Here is a 19,074-nt window from a genome sequence, read left to right as displayed (position 1 = left end):
TTTTTGTTTATAAGAGACCGCCCTGCGGGTGCGTCGAGAAAGCCACTTTGGGGACATCAGATGTCGCGAAAGTGGCTTTCGCGACATGCCCCCTCGAAACGCGGTGAGGGCCTGCCACCGCGCCCCCCAGCGTCCCGGACGTGACAAAAGGGGCCCTTCACCGCGGTAGATGCGGCGAAGGGCCCCTTCGGCCCAAGCGACTACGACTGAGTGACCGGGCGCACGTTCGACGACACCAGTGCCGCCAGCCGGTCACCGATCGCGTGCGTCGCACCGGGCGACGCCTGGTCGCGGGTCGCGAGGTCGAAGGCCACCGAGGCCTCGATCCGCCGCGCCGCTTCCTTCTGCCCCAGGTGGTCCAGCAGCAGCGAGACCGAGAGCACCGCGGCGGTCGGGTCGGCGAGACCCTGGCCCGCGATGTCCGGCGCGCTGCCGTGCACCGGCTCGAACATGCTCGGGTTCCGCCGCGTGATGTCGAGGTTCCCGCTCGCCGCCAGCCCGATGCCGCCGGTCACGGCCGCCGCCAGGTCGGTGATGATGTCGCCGAACAGGTTGTCCGTCACCACGACGTCGAAACGGGACGGATCGGTCACCAGGTGGATGGTCGCGGCGTCCACATGGGAGTAGGCGACGGTCACCTCCGGGTGCTCCAGCGAGACCTCTTCGACGATCCGCGACCACAGCGAGCCCGCGTACTCCAGCACGTTCGTCTTGTGCAGGAGCGTCAGGTGCTTGCGGGGCCGCGCCTCGGCCCGGTTGAACGCGTCGGTCACCACGCGCCGGACACCGAACGCCGTGTTGACGCTGACCTCCGTCGCGATCTCGTTCTCGGTGTCCTTGCGCAGCAGGCCACCGTTGCCCGCGTACGGGCCTTCGGTGCCTTCACGCACGACGACCATGTCGATCTCGCCCGCCTCGGCGAGCGGTCCGCGCACTCCCGGGTACAACCGGGCGGGGCGCAGGTTCACGTGGTGGTCGAGCTCGAACCTGAGCCGCAGCAACAGGCCACGCTCCAGGATGCCGCTCGGCACCGTCGGGTCGCCCACCGCGCCCAGCAAGATCGCGTCGTGCTGACGGAGTTCACCGAGTACCGACTCCGGGAGCAGCTCGCCGGTGGAGTGCCACCGGGCGGCGCCGAGGTCGTAGTTCGTGATCTCCGCCGTCGGTACGACCTCACCGAGCACCTTGAGCGCCTCGGAGACCACTTCGGGCCCGATCCCGTCTCCTGGGATCACCGCGAGCCGCATCCACACACCTCCGTAGACCAGGCCACCGGCAGTCCGGATGGCCCATCCGCAAGAAAACGCCAGCAGCGGAAGGTTACCGGCCGTAGCCCGGTAGCCGTAGCCGCACCACCCTTATGCCGGAACCTCCCACAGAGCGAGACAGCCGAAAGGGTGAAAACAAGAAGGGACGCCCTGGCGCGAAGCATGCCGCCAGGGCGTCCCTCACCTCATCGAACGCGGGTTATCGCACTATCGCGTCAGCCCACACCGATCGGCTGACGCCCGGTGTGCCGCCCGCCGTTGCCCGGCCGGTCGACACCCGTTTCGCCACCACCGGCGTTCGTCTGGATCTTCACCACGTTCGCCCGGTTGCCCGAGGCGTTGTGGTGCTCGATCGCCAGCAGGCCCAGCACGGTGTCCTGCGCGGCCGCGTTGCGGTTGACCACCAGCGCCGTGCCCGGCTTCGCGACGTAGCCCAGCGCGGAGTCGCCGCCGCCCTGGACCGAGTACGCGGGAGCCAAGGCGTCGAACGAAAGCGGCGTGCCGACGTAGTCGATCGTCGACGAGTCCGCACCCGGCGCCGCGTAGAACCCGGAGGTCCCGACCGTGTAGCTGATCTTGTGCGACGCGGCGTTCGGGTCGATGCCCAGCGCGGCGATGCTCACCGGCAGCACGACGACGTTGGTGTCGTACACGTTCGTGTCGACGTCGCCGAGCTGGCCGTTGATCGGCTGGATGTCCACCTGCGGGAAGCCCGGCTTCAGCGCCACGGTGACCGCCACGAGGACGTCGGTCGACGTCACCTTGGTCACATAGGTCTCGAAGTCCGGCTGCCCGTCGCCCGTGGTGTCGATGTCCACGAACGGCGAGGTGTTGCTGCCCAGGTTGGCCAGATCGCTCCAGGTGGTGAGACCGAAGGCCAGCAACGCGTTCTCCGGCTCGCCCTGAGCCTTGGCCAGCGGAGCGGTCGACGCCGCGCCGATGTAGCGCAGGTCGGCGCCCTTGGCCGTCTGGTTCAGGGTGCAGTCGGTGGTGACGTCGCCGTCGCACTCGGGCAGCTGCGGGGATTCCGCCTGCAGTTCGAGCACGCTGATCAGCGAGCGGTACCGCTGCGCACCGGAGCCCTGGTCCACGCCCTTGCCGGTCAGGTTCAGCACGGCCTGGGTCTGGCCGGCACCGAAGTTGACGTTGCCCGGGGTGTTGATGGACGAGACGGGCTTCGGCGCGGAGTACACCGAGAGCCGCAGCGGAACGGTCGTGCCGCTCTTCGGGGTGAACGCGATCCGGCCGGAGGCGTCCGCCACGAACTGACGGGCGAGCCCGACCTGCGTCGCCGCCATGGTCGGGTCCATGACCTTGCGGAGCGCCTTGGGGTCGGCGATCTTCAGGGTCACCTTCACCAGCGCGATACCGCGCGGGCTCAGCTTCACCGTCGGCTTGTCCACTGTGTACTCGACACCGGGGAGCGAGTTCACGGCTTCGTAGCCCACCGAGTACTCGACCGGCTTGATGCCCTTGTTGACCACCTTGACCGTCTTGGTCAGGGTGACCGGGCCGCCCGCTTCGACGACGCCGAAGTTGACCGAGACGAAGCCGGGGTTGTCGACGACGTAGGCCAGGACCTGGTTGTCCAGCGCGGCCTTCGCGTCGATCCGGCCGCTGCCGACGCGCTGCGGACCGTAGACCCGGCCCGAAGCGTCACGGATGTCGTGACCGGCGGTGTTGATGACCGAGGCCTTGACCTCCTCGACCGACCAGTCCGGATGCGCCTGACGGATCAGGGCGGTGATACCCGAGGTGTGCGGAGCCGCCATCGACGTCCCCGAGATGACCAGGCGACCGGCCCCGCTGCCGCTCAGCGCGGACGCGATCGAGTCACCGGGCGCCGCGACGTCCGGCTTGACGGCCGGGCCGCGCCCGCCACGCGAGGTGAACGAGCTCGGGGTGTCCACAATGGACTGATCGGTGGTCGGCACGGACACACGGCCCTTGCCGGTCATGCGGACCTGCAGCGTGCCCGCGGCGACCGCGGGACGGACCGAGGCGGTCGCGCTGCCGGTCAGCTGGAACGTCGGCAGGGCCGCGTTGCCCGCGATCCCGGCCGTGAAGTGCTCCAGCGTCGACGAGAACAGCGCGCCCTTGGCGCCCGCGGCCTGCGCGTTGTTCGACCGGGCGCCCGAACCGCAGGCGCGGGTCGCGTCGTTGTCGTCCCATTCGAGGAACACGATCTTGCCCGCGGCCTTGGCCTTGTCGGCCTCGGAGTACGGCTTGCAGCCGGCGGCGTTGTCGGCCGACAGCGTGACCACCGGCGCGGTGACGTCGAGCGTGTCGTAGGCCGCGTAGTTCTGGCTGAACTGGCCGGTCTTCGCGCCCTTCACGCCGTCGGGAGCGACGGCTTCGACGGCGTCTCGCAGGACGGACGCGTCACGGCTGCTGGCGACGGTCAGCGCCTCGGGCGTGTTGCCCGGCGCGCCGCCGACGTCGTTGAGGTCGCCGCCGTTGCCCGCGGAGAACACCGGGACGACGTTGTTCGCGGCGATCTTGCGCACGAACAGCGAGTCCGGGTCGTCCGGGGTGGCGAAGTCGCCGCCCAGCGACAGGTTCACGACGTCGAGGTGGTCGGTGAAGTCGCCGTCGCCGTCCGGGTCGAGCGACCAGTCGAGCGCCTGCGAGGTGACGTTGGTCGAGCCGTCGCAGCCGAAGACCTTGATGGCGTACAGCAGGGCCTTGGGCGCGGTGCCCGGGCCGATCTGCATCGCTTCGATCTTCTTCTTGTTCAGCTTCTTGTAGTCACCGGTGAAGGTCTTGCCCGCTTCGTCCACACCGAATCCGGCGACCGTGCCCGCGACGTGCGTGCCGTGGTGGCCGCACGAGATCGGGTTGGGGTCCGGCTTCGGGGTGTTGAGGGCCGGGTCGTCGCTGCCCGAGTCGTAGGCGTCGCCGACCAGGTCGATACCGCCGACGACCTTGTCGGTCGGGAAGGCGGGGGTGGCCTGGTCGCGGTTGATCGCCTTGTACGCCTCGGCCGTGCCCGGACCGCCGAAGGTGGCGTGGGTGTAGTCGATGCCGTCGTCGATCACGCCGACGCGGATGCCGTCGCCGTAGCGGCCGGTCTGCTGCCAGGAGGCGAGCGTGTTGGTCAGCTGGACCGCGCTGGAGTTGGTGCGGGTCTTCGGCACGACCTTCTTGACCGAGACGACGTCCGGCCGCTTCGCCAGCTCGCGGATCTTCGCCGCGTCGGCCGTGACGACCGCGCCGGCGACCGCGTTGGCGGTCTGCGTGACCAGCTGGGTGCCGGCGTCGGCGGCCTTGAGCTGCCCGACGACGGAGTTCACCGTCGCGGCGGCGTCGGCTTTGGCGTCCTTCGCGGCTTTCTTCGCCTTTTCCTTGCCTGCACCCTTGTTCTGCTCGGCGTTGAAGGCGTCGACGGCGGGCTGCTTGGCCAGCTCGACGAAGGCGGTGATCTTGCCTTGGGCGGCCTTGAGCTTCGGCTCGACCTTCCCCTGGAATCCGTTACGGTCGATCTTCGCCGGCGTGACGCCGTCCGCGAGAGGGACATCCTGCGCGGCAGCGGACGCCCCGGTCACGGACGTCACGAGCAACGCGGCGAAGACCGCGGCCGACGAGCGGATCGCCCATCGGGGTACGCGGGATCTGTTCATGAGTACGTGCCCTCACTCGAGGCCTTGACTCGGAACCTGCCTGCCGCTCCAACACACCCCCGACGGTGAGCCCCGGCGCCGCGCCGTGCCCTTGACGACGCGATGGTTCGGCCTCGCCGGAAGAACCTATCCGGGGACCAGCCCGACTTCAGTAGGCATTTTTCACCGTTATTGAATCTTGCTCTGCGATCCCGCGAACCCTGCACACACAACGAACGCATTTAGTCGACTAATCGCGAAATGCGCGTGAAGGCCCCCTTCCCTCGACTCAGCCGAGGGAAGGGGGCCTTCACGCGCTTCGCAGGTCAGCCGAAGTTGACCGCGCGGATCGTGTGCGCGCCGACGGTGGCGCCGATCGGCTCCAGCAGATGCGAGTCGACGGAACGGTCCACACGCAGCAGCATCACCGCGTCCGCGCCGTCGGTGGTCTGGCTGATCTGCGCGGCCTCGATGTTGAGGCCCGCCTCGCCGAGCAGCGTGCCGACGCGGCCCATGATGCCCGGGCGGTCCGGGTACTCGAGCAGCAGCACGTTGCCCTCGGCGCGCAGGTCGAAGTGACGGCCGTTGACCTCGACGAGCTTCTCGACCTCGTCCTTGCCGGTGACCGAACCGGAGACCGAAAGGGTCGTGCCGTCGGCGTGGACCGCGCGGACGGTGACCAGGCTGCGGAACTTGGGGCTTTCGGTCTCGGTGACCAGTTCGACCTGGACGCCCAGCTCTTCGGCCACGCGCGGTGCGTTCACGAAGGTGACCTGGTCCTCGACGACGCCGGAGAACACGCCGCGCTCGGCCGCGAGCGGCAGCACGCTGACGTCCTCGGTGGACAGCTCGCCCTTGACCACGACGGTGACCGAGGCCGGGGCCTTCGGGTTCAGCGCGGTCAGGAGGGTGCCGAGCTTCTGGGTGAGCGAGAGGTACGGCCGGACGTGCTCGCCGACCGTGCCGCCGCCCGCGACGTTCACCGCGTCCGGCACGAAGTCGCCGCGCAGCGCGAGCAGCACGGACTTCGCGACGTCGGTGCCCGCGCGGTCCTGCGCTTCGGCGGTCGAGGCGCCAAGGTGCGGGGTGACGACGACGTTGGGCAGGCCGAACAGCGGGCTCTCGGTGGTGGGCTCGGTGACGAACACGTCGATACCGGCACCGCCGACGTGGCCGGAGCTGACCGCGTCCGCCAGCGCCTGCTCGTCGATGAGGCCACCGCGCGCGGCGTTGACGATGATGACGCCCTGCTTGGTCTTCTTGAGCGCCTCGGCGCCGATGAGGCCCTTGGTCTCCGGGGTCTTCGGCAGGTGGATGGAGATCGCGTCGGCGCGCTCCAGCAGCTCGTCCAGCGTGACCAGCTCGATGCCGAGCTGCGCGGCGCGGGCGGCCGAGACGTAGGGGTCGTACGCGATGAGCTTGGTGTCGAACGCGGCGAGCCGCTGCGCGAACAGCTGGCCGATCTTGCCGAGGCCGACCACGCCGATGGTCTTGCCCTGGATCTCGACGCCGGAGTAGGCGCTGCGCTTCCACGCGCCGCCCTGGAGGCTCTGGTCCGCGGCCGGGACCCGGCGGGCGACGGCGAGCAGGAGCGCCACGGCGTGCTCGGCGGCGGAGACGATGTTCGACGTCGGCGCGTTGACCACCAGGACACCGCGTTCGGTGGCGGCGGGGACCTCGACGTTGTCCAGCCCGACGCCGGCGCGGGCGACGACCTTGAGCGAGGTGGTGGCGCCGAGGACCTCGGCGTCGACCTTCGTCGCGGACCGCACGAGCAGCGCGTCCGCCGTCTTCACGGCTTCGAGCAGCGCGGGGCGGTCCGTGCCGTCCACATGCTGGACCTCGACCTCGTCGGAGAAGACACTCAGCACGGAGGGCGCGAGCTTCTCGGCGATGAGGACGACGGGCTTGTTCGGCTTGGTCACGATACGGCTCCCACTATCTGGTCTGTGCCTGCGACTCGGGGTTGATTGGCTTCTCGACGGGAGAAAGTGCCTCGAAGCGGTTGACGGTCACGCCGTTGTGCCCGGTTGCGCCGCAGTTTAGACCTGGTGACAGGGGATTGTTAACTCGCCCGTAATCCCGCGAAAACGAGATCGAGGAGCCGTTCGAGGCCCTTGTCACCCGAAAGGTGTTCGCTGGCCCAGGAAAGCGCGTGCAGCAGCACCAGTAATTCGTGCACTGTGACGTCGGCCCGGAGCTCCCCCGAGGCCTTCGCCCTTTCCACCAGTTGGGACACCTGGTCACGCATGGCGTGGCAGGAGGCGTACAGCGGGGAGGTCTCGTCGTTGAGGACGTCGACCATCAGCTCGGGCAGCCCCCGGTAGCGCGCCGACTGTTCACCCATCCCGGCGAACCAGGCCTTCAACGCCTCCACCGGCTCCGGAGAGCCCAGCAGCTCGCGAGCCGCCTCGGCCTGCGCGTCGAAGCCTTCACGCAGCACCGTCTCGACGAGTGCTTCCCGCGCCGGGAAGTGCCGGTAGAGCGTTCCGATGCCGACTCCGGCCCGGCGCGCGATCTCTTCCAGCGACGCCTCGACCCCGTGCGCGGCGAAAGCGCGTCTCGCCTCTTCGAGGAGGCGCTCGTAGTTGCGCCGGGCGTCCGCCCGCAGCGGCTTCTTCTCGGTGTCCATCGCGCTCCCGAGCCTAGTCTCGACAAATCGGAGGCAGCCTCCGTATAGTCGGACGACGTAAGCGGAGGCTGCCTCATGTTAGCTGGGGAGACGAGAATGACCTTGATCGAAGAAACCCGGGAGCGGCTGGGCCCGGTGGGTGTCTGGCTGCCGCTCGGCATGACCCACCCGTCGCCCGGCGAGGAACTGGCGGCGATACGCCGCCTGGAGGAGCTGGGCTACCGCACTGTGTGGGCAGGCGAAGGCCCCGGCAGTCGCGAGCTGTTCGCGCACAGCGGCATCACGCTCGCGTCCACCGGACAGGTGGTGATCGGCACCGGGATCGCCAACATCTGGTCGCGGCCGGGACGCACCGCGTACAGCGGCGCACGGACACTCGCCCACGCCTTCCCCGGCCGGTTCGTGCTGGGCATCGGGATCGGCCACTCCTTCCAGGCCGCGAAGTCCGGCGTGGACTACCGGCCGCTCGAACAGACCCACGCGTACCTCACGGAGATGGACGAGGCGGCGGCCGAGTTCCCGGCACCCGTGCCGTTCCCGCGGATCCTCGCCGCCGTCGGGCCGAAGATGCTCGAACTCGCGCGGGACCGGACGGACGGCGCGCATCCGTTCGCCCAGCCCTTCGAGCACACGCCGTATTCGCGCGAGATCCTCGGCCGGGACAAGCTGCTGATTCCCACTCACGCGGTCCTGCTCGGCGACCGTGCGCAGGCGCGGGCGAACGTGGCGAAGAACATCGAGATGATGAAGCGGTTCGACGTCCAGCACTACTTCAAGGGCTGGAAACGGCTGGGCTACACCGACGCGGACATCGACGGCGTCAGCGACCGGCTGGTGGACGGGCTGACCGCCTGGGGCGACGAGGAGAAGATCGCGGGGCGGGTCAAGGAACTCGTCGACGCCGGCGCGGACACCGTGCTCGTCACTCCCGACGGGGACGACCTCGCGTCCATCGTGGACCAGCTGGAGCGGCTCGCCCCGGCACTGAAGGCGGTGACCCGGTGAGCGTCGGGATCTGGACGTTTTCCTTCGACGGCAAGGAAATCGGCGAAGTCCGGGAAGCGGCCGCGGAAGTCGAGGAGCTCGGCTTCGACACGCTGTGGTTCGGGGAGTACCTGGGCCGGGAGGCGTTCACGCAGGCCGGACTGCTGCTGGCGGCGACGTCACGGCTGACCGTGGCCACCGGGATCGCGCGGTTCTCCCACCGGGCCCCCGTCGCCGCGGCAGCCGCCGAGCGAACCCTCGCCGAGGCGTACCCCGGCCGCTTCGTCCTCGGACTGGGCGGGCATCTTCCGGGCGCGAAACCGCTGGAAGGAATGCGCGGCTATCTCGACGAAATGGACGGGACCGAACTGTCCACACCGGACTCCCCACGCCGTCGCGTGCTGGCCGCCTTGGGCCCGAAGATGCTCGCCTTGGCCGCGGAACGCACCGACGGGGCGCATACGTACTTCGTCCCCGTCGAGCACACGGCGCTGGCGCGGGAGGCCATCGGGCCTTCGGCCTTCCTCGCCGTCGAGCAGGCCGTCGTCGTCGGATCGGACCGGGAGATCGCGCGGCGGCACGTGTCGATGTACCTGGACCTGGCGGCCCACCATCGGGCGAATCTGCGGCGGTTCGGGTTCGCCGAGGAGGACTACGGCTCCGACAAGCTCGTGGACGCGCTGGTCGCCGTCGGGGAGGACGAGATCTCCGCGCGCGTCCAGGCGCATCTCGACGCCGGGGCCGACCACGTCTGCCTGCAGGTCCTGACCGGGGACGAGCGGATCCCGCTGGCCGAATGGCGGGTTCTGTCGGGGGTCGGGGGTAGCGTGCGGGAGCGTGACGTCACCGGCTGAACTCGCCTTCGAGAAGGCACGTGAACTGATCGACGCGCGAGACCTGGCCGGGCTCGCGCGCCTGATCGGCGACCTGCCCACGCTTGTCCACGCGCACGGGAAGAACGGGAACGACCTGCTCGGCATGGCCGCCGCGACCTGCGACGAGCGGCTGTGCCGGATCCTACTCGACCACGGCGCCGATCCGGCTTCCGCCAACGTGCACGGCTGGACGGCGCTGCACCAGGCCGGGTATGCCGGGCTGCCGCTGCTCGTGACGATGCTGCTCGACGCGGGTGCCCCGGTCGACGTCCCGGCCCGGGGCGACGGCGGGACTCCGCTGGTGGTCGCGCTGTTCTGGGGCCATCGCGAGGCCGCGGAGCTGCTGGCTTCGCGCAGCGTCTCCCCCGGCAACCTCCGGGTGGCGGCGGGGCTCGGCCGGGCCGACCTGCTCGACGAGCTGCTCGCGCCGGACGGCACGCTCGCCCCCGCGGCGGGCGCGCATCGCGAATTCCACCGGCCGCACAGCGGTTTCCCGGAATGGCTGCCGGGCGACGATCCCGCCGAGATCGTCGACGAGGCACTTTCGTGGGCCGCGCGGAACGACCGGTCCTCGGCTGTGCGCACCCTCGTGGAGCGGGGCGCCTCGGTCGACGCCGACGTCTACCGGGGCACGGCGCTGACGTGGGCCGCCGCCCAGGGAAAGGCTTCGGCGATCAGGACCTTGGCGGAGCTGGGCGCTTCGGTGAACCGTCAGGGCACCTTCGGCGGGCTCTCGCATGGGGAGGGCGTCACGGCGCTGCACCTGGCGGTGCAGGGCGGGCACGTGGAGGCGGTGCGGGCCTTGCTCGAGGTGGGGGCGGATCCTTCGCTGGAGGATTCGCTGTACTCGTCGTCGGCCTTGGGGTGGGCCGAGCACTTCGAGCAGACGGAGATCGCGGCGCTCGTGAGTGGTAAGGACGGTTAGAACCGTCCTTACCACTCACGAGGCCAGAAGCGTGTCCCGATCCTGACGACCGCTGGCCCGCCGGACCCTCGCCGAAAGTACGACGCTCGCCGAACAATGGACCCATGCGAGCGATCAGCCAGAACCGCCTGGGCGGCCCCGAAGTCCTCGAACTCGTCGACGTCGAAAGACCCGTCCCGGGCCCGACGCAGATCCTGGTCCGGGTGCACGCCGCCGGCGTCAACCCGGTCGACTGGAAGACCCGCGAGACCGGCGGCATCGGCCCGATGGGTGATCCGCCGTTCATCCTCGGCTGGGACGTGTCCGGCGTGGTCGAGGAGGTCGGCGCGGGCGCGTCCCTGTTCTCCCCCGGCGACGAGGTCTTCGGCATGCCGTCGTTCCCGTTCCAGGCGGGCGCGTATTCCGAGTACGTCGCCGCGCCGAGCCGTCACTTCGCGCGCAAGCCGTCCACTTTGGACCATGTGCACGCGGCCGCGGTCCCGCTCGCGGGGCTGACCGTCTGGCAGAGCCTCGTCGACACCGCGGACATCCAGCCCGGGCAACGGGTTCTGATCCACGCGGCGGCGGGCGGAGTGGGACATCTCGCCGTCCAGATCGCCAAGGCTCGCGGCGCGTACGTGATCGGGACGGCCAGCGCGGCCAAACACGAGTTCCTCCGCCGTCTCGGCGCGGACGAACTCGTCGACTACCGCACGACGGACTTCGCCGAGGAGGTCCGCGACGTCGACGTCGTCCTCGACACGATCGGCCTGGAGTACGGGCCCCGGTCCCTCAAGACGCTGCGCCGCGGCGGCAGGCTCGTCCAGCTCACCCGCACGAACGACGAGCGGTTGCCGGAGCTGGCCGAGGCCGCCGGGGTCACCGCCGGGTTCACCCTCGCCGAGCCGGACCGCGCCGGGCTGCTCGCGCTGGCCGGACTCGTCGACAGCGGACGCCTCAAGCCGACCATCGACACCGTGTTCCCGCTGGAAGAGGCCGCGAAAGCCCAAGAACTCGTGGCGGCGGGGAAAACAACGGGGAAGGTCGTGCTGTCCGTCACGACCAGTTGACCTCAGGCCGGCAGGTCGAATTCGCCGTCCCGCACGCCTTTCACGAAGGCGTCCCATTCCGCCGGCGTGAACACGAGGACGTGGCCGTCCGGATCCGAGGCCTGGCGCATCGCGGTGTAGGTGACGCCGTCGGTATGCGGTACCAGCGCGTACTCGGCACGGTCCGCCAGATTCGCGCCCTCCGGCTCCGCCCTGATCCACACCGCGTCACTCAAGTCCAGATCGGGCCGGATGTGGGCCTTGTCGTCCACCGGCTGCTCACTCATGGTGCCAACGCTATCGCTTTCCGGTACGCAAAACGAAGGGGCCCTTCGCGCGGAAGGGCCCCTTCGTGGTGACAACTAGGCGGTCTCGGTGATCGGCCGGTCCACCCACGACATCAGGTCGCGCAGCTTCTTGCCGGTCTCCTCGATCGGGTGCTGGTTGCCCTGCTCCTCGAGCTTGGTGAAGTTCGGCCGCCCGGCCTCGTCCTCGGCGACCCATTCGCGGGCGAAGGTGCCGTCCTGGATCTCGCCGAGGATCTTCTTCATCTCTTCCTTGACCGCCGGCGAGATGACCCGCGGGCCGCGGGTCAGGTCGCCGTACTCGGCGGTGTCGGAGATCGAGTAGCGCTGACGCGCGATGCCGCCCTCGTACATGAGGTCGACGATCAGCTTCAGCTCGTGCAGCACCTCGAAGTAGGCGATCTCCGGGGCGTAGCCGGCCTCGGTGAGCACCTCGAAACCGGTCTGCACCAGCGCGGAGGCGCCACCGCAGAGCACGGCCTGCTCACCGAAGAGGTCGGTCTCGGTCTCCTCGGTGAAGGTCGTCTTGATGACGCCGGCGCGGGCGCCACCGATGGCGGCCGCGTAGGAGAGCGCGAGCGCCTGCGCGTTGCCGGAGGCGTCCTGCTCGACCGCGATGAGCGCCGGGACGCCCTTGCCGTCGACGAACTGGCGGCGGACCAGGTGGCCCGGGCCCTTCGGGGCGACCATGGCGACGTCCACGTTCGACGGCGGCTTGATCAGGTCGTAGCGGATGTTGAAGCCGTGCCCGAAGAAGAGCGCGTCGCCGTCCTTGAGGTTCGGCGCGATGTCCTGCTCGTAGATGAAGCGCTGCTTCGTGTCCGGCGCGAGGATCATGATCAGGTCGGCTTCGGCGCTGGCCTCGGCCGGGGTGAGCACGCGGAGACCCTGCTCCTCGGCCTTGGCCCGCGACTTCGAGCCCTCGGGCAGGCCGATGCGGACGTCGACGCCGGAGTCGCGCAGGCTCAGCGAGTGCGCGTGGCCCTGGCTGCCGTAGCCGATCACGGCGACCTTGCGACCCTGGATGATCGAAAGGTCCGCGTCGTCGTCGTAAAAGATTTCCACTGCCATGAGGGGTACTACTTCCTTTCCTGACTTACAAATTTAAGAAGATTCAGCGGGCGGAGGTGGCGGTGATGGACCGGGCGCCCCGGCCGACCGCGACCATTCCGGACTGGACCAGTTCGCGGATGCCATAGGGCTCCAGCATCCGCAGCAGGGCACCGATCTTGTCCGACGTCCCGGTGGCTTCGATGGTGAGCGCCTCGGGCGACACGTCCACCACCTTCGCGCGGAACAGCTGCACTGTTTCGAGGACCTGGCTGCGCACGGTGTTGTCGGCCCGGACCTTCACGAGCAGCAGTTCACGCTGCACGGCTGTGGACTTTTCCAGTTCCACGATCTTGATGACGTTGACCAGCTTGTTGAGCTGTTTGGTCACCTGTTCGAGCGGTAGCTCCTCAACGGCGACCACGATCGTCATCCGGGACACCTCGGGATTCTCCGTGGGCCCGACGGCGAGGGATTCGATGTTGAAACCACGCCGGGAGAACAGTCCGGAAACCCGCGCGAGGACACCGGGCTTGTTCTCGACCAGAACGCTCAGGGTGTGCACGCTCATCGGGCGTCTCCTTCTGCCGCCGCGTTGATCTCCGCCTCGGCGGCGACTTCGTCGTCGTCGAAGAGCGGGCGGATCCCGCGCACGGCCATGATTTCGTCGTTACCGGTGCCCGCGGCCACCATGGGCCACACCTGGGCATCCTTCCCCACCACGAAATCGATCACGACGGGGCGGTCGTTGATCTCCATGGCACGCCGGATGGTGGCGTCGACGTCCTCCTTGGTCTCGCAGCGGAGCCCGGCGCAGCCGAGCGCCTCCGCGAGGAGGGTGAAGTCGGGGATGCGGTGCTTGTGAGTACCGAGATCGGTGTTGGAGTACCGCTCGGAGTAGAAGAGGTTCTGCCACTGGCGGACCATGCCGAGGTTGCCGTTGTTGATGACGGCGACCTTGATCGGCGCGCCTTCGATGGCGCAGGTGGCCAGTTCCTGGTTCGTCATCTGGAAACAGCCGTCGCCGTCGATGGCCCAGACCTGCTTGTCCGGCACGCCGAACTTGGCGCCCATCGCGGCGGGGACGGCGAAGCCCATCGTGCCGAGGCCGCCGGAGTTGATCCAGGTGCGCGGGTTCTCGTACTTCACGAACTGCGCGGCCCACATCTGGTGCTGGCCGACGCCCGCGGTGTAGACCGCGTCCGGGCCGACGAGCGAACCGATGCGCTCGATGACGTACTGCGGCGAAAGCGTCCCGTCCTCGGGCCATTCGTAACCGGCCGGGTAGTCGTCACGCCAGGCGCTCGCCTGCGTCCACCAGTCCTTCAGATCCGGCTTCGCGGACTTGTCGGTCTCGGCGCGGACGGCCTCGATCAGCTCGGTGATGATCTCCGCGCAGTCGCCGACGATCGGCACGTCCGCCTTGCGGTTCTTGGAGATCTCGGCCGGGTCGATGTCGGCGTGGACGACGGCGGCGTCCGGCGCGAACGAGGACAGCTGCCCGGTGACGCGGTCGTCGAAGCGGGCGCCGAGGGCGATCAGCAGATCCGCCCGCTGCATCGCGGCGACGGCGGCGACCGAACCGTGCATGCCCGGCATACCGAGGTGCTGCGGATGCGAATCGGGGAACGCGCCGCGCGCCATCAGCGTGGTGACGACGGGGATCCCGGTCAGTTCGGCCAGTTCCATCAGCTGGCGCGAGGCGTCGGCCTTGACCACACCACCGCCGACGTAGAGGACGGGGCGCCGCGACTTGCTGATCAGCCGCGCGGCCTCGCGGACCTGCTTGCCGTGCGGGCGCAGCGTGGGCCGGTAGCCCGGCAGCCGCATTTCCGTCGGCCAGGAGAAGGAGGTCATCTCCTGCAGGACGTCCTTGGGGATGTCCACCAGGACCGGACCGGGGCGGCCGGTCGAGGCGAGGTGGAACGCCTCCGCGATGGTGCGCGGGATGTCCGCCGGGTCGGTGACCAGGAAGTTGTGCTTGGTGATCGGCATCGTGATGCCGCAGATGTCGGCTTCCTGGAAGGCGTCCGTGCCGATCAGCGCGCGGGACTGCTGACCGGTGATGGCGACGACCGGCACCGAGTCCATGTTCGCGTCGGCGAGCGGGGTGACCAGGTTGGTCGCGCCGGGGCCGGAGGTGGCCATGCACACACCGACCTTGCCGGTCGCCTGCGCGTACCCGGTGGCGGCGTGGCCGGCGCCCTGTTCGTGACGGACCAGGACGTGGCGGACCTTCGTCGAGTCGAGCAACGGGTCGTACGCCGGGAGAATGGTGCCGCCGGGAATACCGAACACGACCTCCGCGCCCACCGCCTCGAGCGAGCGGACGAGCGACTGCGCGCCCGTGACCCGCACCGGGGTCCCGGCCGGCGGCGCCGGCTTGGGACGAGCTCCAGAGGTGTTCGCTTCTGCTCGCGAGGTGGCACTAGTCATCGCTGTTTGCCTCGTCTTGTCTAGTCACTCGTTCGGGTATTCATTGGCTGGTCGGGCAGTGAAATTGTTCCAGGCAACAAAAAACCCCCGCCGACCGGAGTGGTCGCACGAGGGTCGCGCGTCGACGCAGCGGAGACTTCCCTAAGCGTCGACGCGCTTGGGAAGTACGAGGCCGGTCTGCGTTGTCACGAGAGTGAAGCTAGCCGGTCGCCGTCAAGAGTGTCAACTCTGCGGGACGGCGATTCCGCATGCTGGACACCTTCGGTGCGTGACGCGACCCGCGTTCGGGGCCGCGAAGGCGGCGGTGCACCATCTTTGACGTGGCAGAAGAAAAGCAGTCGGAACAGGCGAACGAGGACCGCAAGGCCGTCTTCAAGATTCCGAACACGGCATTGCTCGCGATCGCTTTCCTCGTCGTTTGTGTGACGCCTGTCGCGTTCGGCGACGTGCCGTATCTCCAGTGGCTCTACCTCTTCCCGATCGCGCTGGCGGTGTTCGTCATCCGGACCCGCACGACGGCTACGGCCAAGGGGCTGGAGGTGCGGACGATGTTCGGGCGCAAGGACCTGCCGTGGACCTCCCTCAAGGGCCTCGCCATCACTGACAAGGCGAAGGTGCAGGCGGTACTGAAGGACGAGACCAAGGTCGCCCTCCCCGCCGTGCGCACCCGCCATCTTCCGGTGATCTCGCTGGTCAGCGCGGGCCGGATGGCCGATCCCTCCGGGCTCACCGACGACCTGGCCGAGGCTCCGGAGAAGCGCGACGATTCCGGGGAGTAGGATTGGTAGGACCAGTTTGGCGCTCGTTCGCCCTGGTCCCCATCCCGAACCTTGGAGTCAGCCGTGCCTCAACTCCGTTCCCGGACCACCACCCACGGCCGCAACGCGGCGGGCGCCCGCTCGCTCTGGCGCGCCACCGGAATGACCGACAGCGACTTCGGCAAGCCGATCGTCGCCATCGCGAACTCCTACACCCAGTTCGTGCCGGGGCACGTGCACCTCAAGGATCTCGGCGAGATCGTGGCCGGTGCGGTGAAGGAGGCGGGCGGGGTCGCCCGCGAGTTCCACACGATCGCCGTCGACGACGGGATCGCCATGGGGCACAGCGGAATGCTGTACTCGCTGCCTTCGCGCGAGATCATCGCCGACTCCGTCGAGTACATGGTGAACGCGCACCAGGCCGACGCCCTGGTCTGCATCTCCAACTGCGACAAGATCACCCCGGGCATGCTGAACGCCGCCATGCGGCTGAACATCCCGGTGGTGTTCGTCTCCGGCGGTCCGATGGAGGCCGGGAAGGCGGTGGTCGTGGGCGGGGTCGCGCAGGCGCCGACCGACCTGATCACCGCGATCGCCGCGTCGGCCAGCAGCGAGGTCGACGAGGACGGGCTGTCCATTGTGGAGCGCTCGGCCTGCCCGACCTGTGGTTCGTGCTCGGGGATGTTCACCGCGAACTCGATGAACTGCCTCACGGAGGCGCTCGGGCTCTCCCTGCCGGGCAACGGCTCCACCCTCGCCACGCACGCCGCCCGCAAGGCGCTGTTCGAAGACGCCGGGCGCACGGTCGTCGAACTGTGCAAACGCTGGTATGAGCAGGACGACGAGTCCGTGCTCCCGCGCTCGATCGCGTCGAAGAAGGCCTTCGAGAACGCGATGGCCCTCGACATGGCGATGGGCGGCTCGACCAACACGGTGCTGCACATCCTCGCCGCCGCACAGGAGGGCGAGGTCGACTTCACCATCGACGACATCGACGCCATCGGCCGCCGCGTGCCGTGCCTGTCGAAGGTCGCGCCGAACTCGGATTACCACATGGAGGACGTCCACCGGGCCGGCGGCATCCCGGCCATCCTCGGCGAACTGCACCGCGGCGGGCTGCTGAACACCGACGTCCACTCCGTGCACTCGCCGGATCTGGAGTCGTGGCTGTCCACTTGGGACATCCGGGCGGAGAAGCCGTCGGAGCGGGCGATCGAGCTGTTCCACGCGGCTCCGGGCGGGGTCCGCACCACGGAGGCGTTCTCCACCGAGAACCGTTGGTCCTCTTTGGACACCGATGCCGTCGGCGGCTGCATCCACGACGTCGAGCACGCGTACACCAAGGACGGCGGGCTCGCGATCCTGCGCGGCAACCTCGCCGAGAACGGCGCGGTCATCAAGTCGGCGGGCATCGACGAGGAGCTGTGGCATTTCGAGGGCCCGGCCCGGGTGCTGGAGAGCCAGGAGGAGGCGGTTTCGGCCATCCTCAAGAAGGAGATCCAGCCGGGTGAGGTGCTGGTGATCCGCTACGAAGGCCCGGCGGGCGGCCCGGGGATGCAGGAGATGCTGCACCCGACGGCGTTCCTCAAGGGCTCGGGGCTGGGCAAGAAGTGCGCGCTGATCACCGACGGCCGGTTCTCCGGCGGCTCGTCGGGCATCTCGGTCGGGCACATCTCGCCCGAGGCCGCCGCGGGCGGGGCGATCGGCCTGGTCCAGAACGGCGACCGGATCCTGCTCGACGTCCACGAGCGCCGTCTCGAACTGCTCGTCGACGAGGACGTGCTCGCCGAGCGGCGCGCGAAGATGGAGGCGAGCGAGCGGCCGTGGCAGCCGGTCTCGCGGGACCGGAAGGTCACCGCCGCGCTGCGCGCCTACGCGCGGATGGCGACCTCGGCCGACACGGGCGCCGTCCGCGACCCGAACAAGTAGGTCGCTCCGGCTGCTGTGAAAGGTCCTTTCCTGGCAAAATCTGCGAGGAAAGGACCTTTCACAGCACGCCCCGATGGGCGAATACCGCACTTAGAGGACTAAGACCTGGTGATCAACCCCTGATCCCGTCCCGACCAGCGCCGCGCGGTCCGGGTGGGCGGCCCGGATCGATGACCGTGCCGCGCTAGAGGGGATCTTGTTCGTGCTCGACTGGACCAGAGGCTGCATCGACGCGGTGTCGGTGCGGTCGAACGAGCACTCTCGTCGGGAAGTGATGGGGCCGCCTCTTCAGAGGCGTTCGATGCGGTCGGCCTGCGGGCCCCGGTCGCTCTGACGCACCGCGTACCGGACCCGGTCACCCTTCTGCAGCGGCTCCGACCCCATGATCACGGACGCGTGGGCGAAGAGATCGTCGCCGCCTGCGTCCGGGGTGATGAAGCCGAAGCCGCGGTCGGCGTCGTAGCGCGCGACGACGCCCTCGCCGCCTCGTACGGGCACGTCCCTCGCCGCCGGCCCCGCGGCCGCGGCAGGTGCCGTCCGCTGCGGCGCCGTCTGGGGCTCGGCGCCCCGGACCAGGTGCACGTCGCGGGCCTGCGGGCCCTTGTCCCCACTAGCCACCTCGTAGGCGACGCGGTCGCCCTCCGCGAGCCACGTCAGCCCCTCGGCCAGGGCCCGGGCGTGAACGAAGACGTCCCCGGCGCCGGAGTCGGGGTTGATGAAGCCGAAGCCCTTGTCCTCGTCGTACCAGGCCACCGTGCCGTCGGCACCGTCGGCGACACCAGCCGCAGCAGGTGCGCCGGCCCCTGCTCCCAGCGGGATCACGTGCCCGGCCTGCGGGCCGCGCTCGCCTTCGACGATCAGGAAGGCCACCCGCTGCCCCTCGGTGACCACGCCGCCGGTCACGATGGCGGAGCTGTGCACGAAGATGTCGGCGCCGCCGCCGTCCGGCGACGCGAAGCCGTACCCCTTGCCCGGCTCGTACCAGTTGATGGTGCCGAGCAGGCCCACGGCGCTGCCAGCGGCCGCATCGGCGGTGACGCGAACGCGCAGCGCCTGGGGCCCGCGGTCGTTCTCGCCGACCTCGAACACGACGGCCTGCCCCTCGCGGAGCACTTTCGCGCCGCCGTCCCCGACGATCTCGGAGGCGTGCACGAACACGTCCGGCGAGCCGTCCTCGGGCGCGAGGAAGCCGAAACCCCGTTCGGCGTCGAACCAACGGACAGTCCCTTGCGGCATCAAAAACTCCAGGTCGAGAGGGCGGGCACTGGCCCCTAGTCTCCCTGAC

Annotated in this window: 15 protein-coding genes and 1 pseudogene; 6 read left to right on the top strand and 10 right to left on the bottom strand. The window is 69.3% G+C overall.

Annotated features, from left to right (window positions below):
• Positions 1-200: 200 nt before the first annotated feature.
• The 4 genes from ACFWIW_RS33560 to ACFWIW_RS33545 form a co-directional block, all read right to left on the bottom strand.
• Entirely contained in the window at positions 201-1,247 is a 1,047-nt protein-coding gene (locus ACFWIW_RS33560) for a 3-isopropylmalate dehydrogenase (protein ID WP_378372157.1), read from the bottom strand.
• A gap of 236 nt (positions 1,248-1,483) precedes the next feature.
• A complete protein-coding gene (locus ACFWIW_RS33555) occupies positions 1,484-4,888 on the bottom strand; it encodes a S8 family serine peptidase (protein WP_378372156.1) in 3,405 nt (1,134 codons plus the stop codon).
• 305 nt (positions 4,889-5,193) lie between these two features.
• Positions 5,194-6,792: a phosphoglycerate dehydrogenase gene (gene serA, locus ACFWIW_RS33550; RefSeq protein ID WP_378372155.1), complete on the bottom strand. Its 1,599-nt coding sequence runs from the start codon at positions 6,790-6,792 to the stop codon at positions 5,194-5,196.
• 140 nt (positions 6,793-6,932) lie between these two features.
• Complete coding sequence (locus ACFWIW_RS33545) at positions 6,933-7,499, bottom strand: TetR/AcrR family transcriptional regulator (RefSeq protein WP_378372154.1); 567 nt, start codon at positions 7,497-7,499, stop codon at positions 6,933-6,935.
• Between the two features lie 96 nt (positions 7,500-7,595).
• Here ACFWIW_RS33545 and ACFWIW_RS33540 point away from each other — a divergent pair, with 96 nt between their 5' ends.
• From ACFWIW_RS33540 to ACFWIW_RS33525, 4 genes are all read left to right on the top strand, one after another.
• Positions 7,596-8,504 carry a TIGR03620 family F420-dependent LLM class oxidoreductase gene (locus ACFWIW_RS33540; protein ID WP_378372153.1) on the top strand — a complete coding sequence of 303 codons (909 nt, stop codon included), beginning with the start codon at positions 7,596-7,598 and terminating at the stop codon, positions 8,502-8,504.
• Positions 8,501-9,337 carry a TIGR03620 family F420-dependent LLM class oxidoreductase gene (locus tag ACFWIW_RS33535; RefSeq protein WP_378372152.1) on the top strand — a complete coding sequence of 279 codons (837 nt, stop codon included), beginning with the start codon at positions 8,501-8,503 and terminating at the stop codon, positions 9,335-9,337. Before ACFWIW_RS33540 ends, ACFWIW_RS33535 begins: the two co-directional genes overlap by 4 nt.
• The gene (locus ACFWIW_RS33530; RefSeq protein WP_378372151.1) at positions 9,321-10,283 is read left to right on the top strand and encodes an ankyrin repeat domain-containing protein; all 963 of its coding nucleotides are present in this window, start codon (positions 9,321-9,323) and stop codon (positions 10,281-10,283) included. Before ACFWIW_RS33535 ends, ACFWIW_RS33530 begins: the two co-directional genes overlap by 17 nt.
• A gap of 104 nt (positions 10,284-10,387) precedes the next feature.
• Positions 10,388-11,332: an NADP-dependent oxidoreductase gene (locus ACFWIW_RS33525; RefSeq protein ID WP_378372150.1), complete on the top strand. Its 945-nt coding sequence runs from the start codon at positions 10,388-10,390 to the stop codon at positions 11,330-11,332.
• A gap of 2 nt (positions 11,333-11,334) precedes the next feature.
• Here ACFWIW_RS33525 and ACFWIW_RS33520 read toward each other — a convergent pair whose 3' ends face one another.
• The 4 genes from ACFWIW_RS33520 to ACFWIW_RS33505 all read right to left on the bottom strand — a co-directional run bounded on the left by ACFWIW_RS33520 (position 11,335) and on the right by ACFWIW_RS33505 (position 15,102).
• On the bottom strand, positions 11,335-11,598 hold the full coding sequence (locus tag ACFWIW_RS33520; protein ID WP_378372149.1) for a DUF397 domain-containing protein: 264 nt from the start codon (positions 11,596-11,598) through the stop codon (positions 11,335-11,337).
• A gap of 75 nt (positions 11,599-11,673) precedes the next feature.
• A complete protein-coding gene (ilvC, locus tag ACFWIW_RS33515; protein ID WP_016336537.1) occupies positions 11,674-12,687 on the bottom strand; it encodes a ketol-acid reductoisomerase in 1,014 nt (337 codons plus the stop codon).
• Between the two features lie 43 nt (positions 12,688-12,730).
• Positions 12,731-13,237, bottom strand: coding sequence for an acetolactate synthase small subunit (ilvN, locus tag ACFWIW_RS33510; protein WP_240600556.1), 507 nt, complete (start codon positions 13,235-13,237; stop codon positions 12,731-12,733).
• A complete protein-coding gene (locus ACFWIW_RS33505) occupies positions 13,234-15,102 on the bottom strand; it encodes an acetolactate synthase large subunit (protein ID WP_378372148.1) in 1,869 nt (622 codons plus the stop codon). The genes ilvN and ACFWIW_RS33505 overlap by 4 nt, the downstream gene beginning before the upstream one ends.
• Positions 15,103-15,422: 320 nt before the next feature.
• Here ACFWIW_RS33505 and ACFWIW_RS33500 point away from each other — a divergent pair, with 320 nt between their 5' ends.
• Positions 15,423-15,881 carry a PH domain-containing protein gene (locus tag ACFWIW_RS33500; protein WP_378372147.1) on the top strand — a complete coding sequence of 153 codons (459 nt, stop codon included), beginning with the start codon at positions 15,423-15,425 and terminating at the stop codon, positions 15,879-15,881.
• Positions 15,882-15,944: 63 nt separating this feature from the next.
• Positions 15,945-17,789, top strand: coding sequence for a dihydroxy-acid dehydratase (ilvD, locus tag ACFWIW_RS33495; RefSeq protein WP_378372146.1), 1,845 nt, complete (start codon positions 15,945-15,947; stop codon positions 17,787-17,789).
• A gap of 288 nt (positions 17,790-18,077) precedes the next feature.
• Here the strand turns inward: ilvD and ACFWIW_RS33490 are convergent, their stop codons facing one another.
• Positions 18,078-18,797, bottom strand: a complete 720-nt coding sequence (locus tag ACFWIW_RS33490; RefSeq protein ID WP_378372160.1) for a cold-shock protein — start codon at positions 18,795-18,797, stop codon at positions 18,078-18,080.
• 30 nt (positions 18,798-18,827) lie between these two features.
• Positions 18,828-19,025: pseudogene (locus ACFWIW_RS33485) on the bottom strand (cold-shock protein); the annotation flags it as partial.
• Between the last annotated feature and the right edge of the window lie 49 nt (positions 19,026-19,074).

It is taken from the genome of Amycolatopsis sp. NPDC058340 (assembly GCF_042723975.1).
GTDB lineage: Bacteria > Actinomycetota > Actinomycetes > Mycobacteriales > Pseudonocardiaceae > Amycolatopsis.
The sequence above is the reverse complement of the archived record's forward strand: the minus strand, read 5'-3'. Positions and strand labels throughout refer to the sequence as shown.

Coding starts and splice junctions, on each gene's coding strand:
- ACFWIW_RS33560 (WP_378372157.1), bottom strand. CDS start 1,247: ATGCGGCTCGCGGTGATCCCAGGAGACGGGATCGGGCCCGAAGTGGTC.
- ACFWIW_RS33555 (WP_378372156.1), bottom strand. CDS start 4,888: ATGAACAGATCCCGCGTACCCCGATGGGCGATCCGCTCGTCGGCCGCG.
- ACFWIW_RS33545 (WP_378372154.1), bottom strand. CDS start 7,499: ATGGACACCGAGAAGAAGCCGCTGCGGGCGGACGCCCGGCGCAACTAC.
- ACFWIW_RS33540 (WP_378372153.1), top strand. CDS start 7,596: ATGACCTTGATCGAAGAAACCCGGGAGCGGCTGGGCCCGGTGGGTGTC.
- ACFWIW_RS33525 (WP_378372150.1), top strand. CDS start 10,388: ATGCGAGCGATCAGCCAGAACCGCCTGGGCGGCCCCGAAGTCCTCGAA.
- ACFWIW_RS33520 (WP_378372149.1), bottom strand. CDS start 11,598: ATGAGTGAGCAGCCGGTGGACGACAAGGCCCACATCCGGCCCGATCTG.
- ilvC (WP_016336537.1), bottom strand. CDS start 12,687: ATGGCAGTGGAAATCTTTTACGACGACGACGCGGACCTTTCGATCATC.
- ilvN (WP_240600556.1), bottom strand. CDS start 13,237: ATGAGCGTGCACACCCTGAGCGTTCTGGTCGAGAACAAGCCCGGTGTC.
- ACFWIW_RS33505 (WP_378372148.1), bottom strand. CDS start 15,102: ATGACTAGTGCCACCTCGCGAGCAGAAGCGAACACCTCTGGAGCTCGT.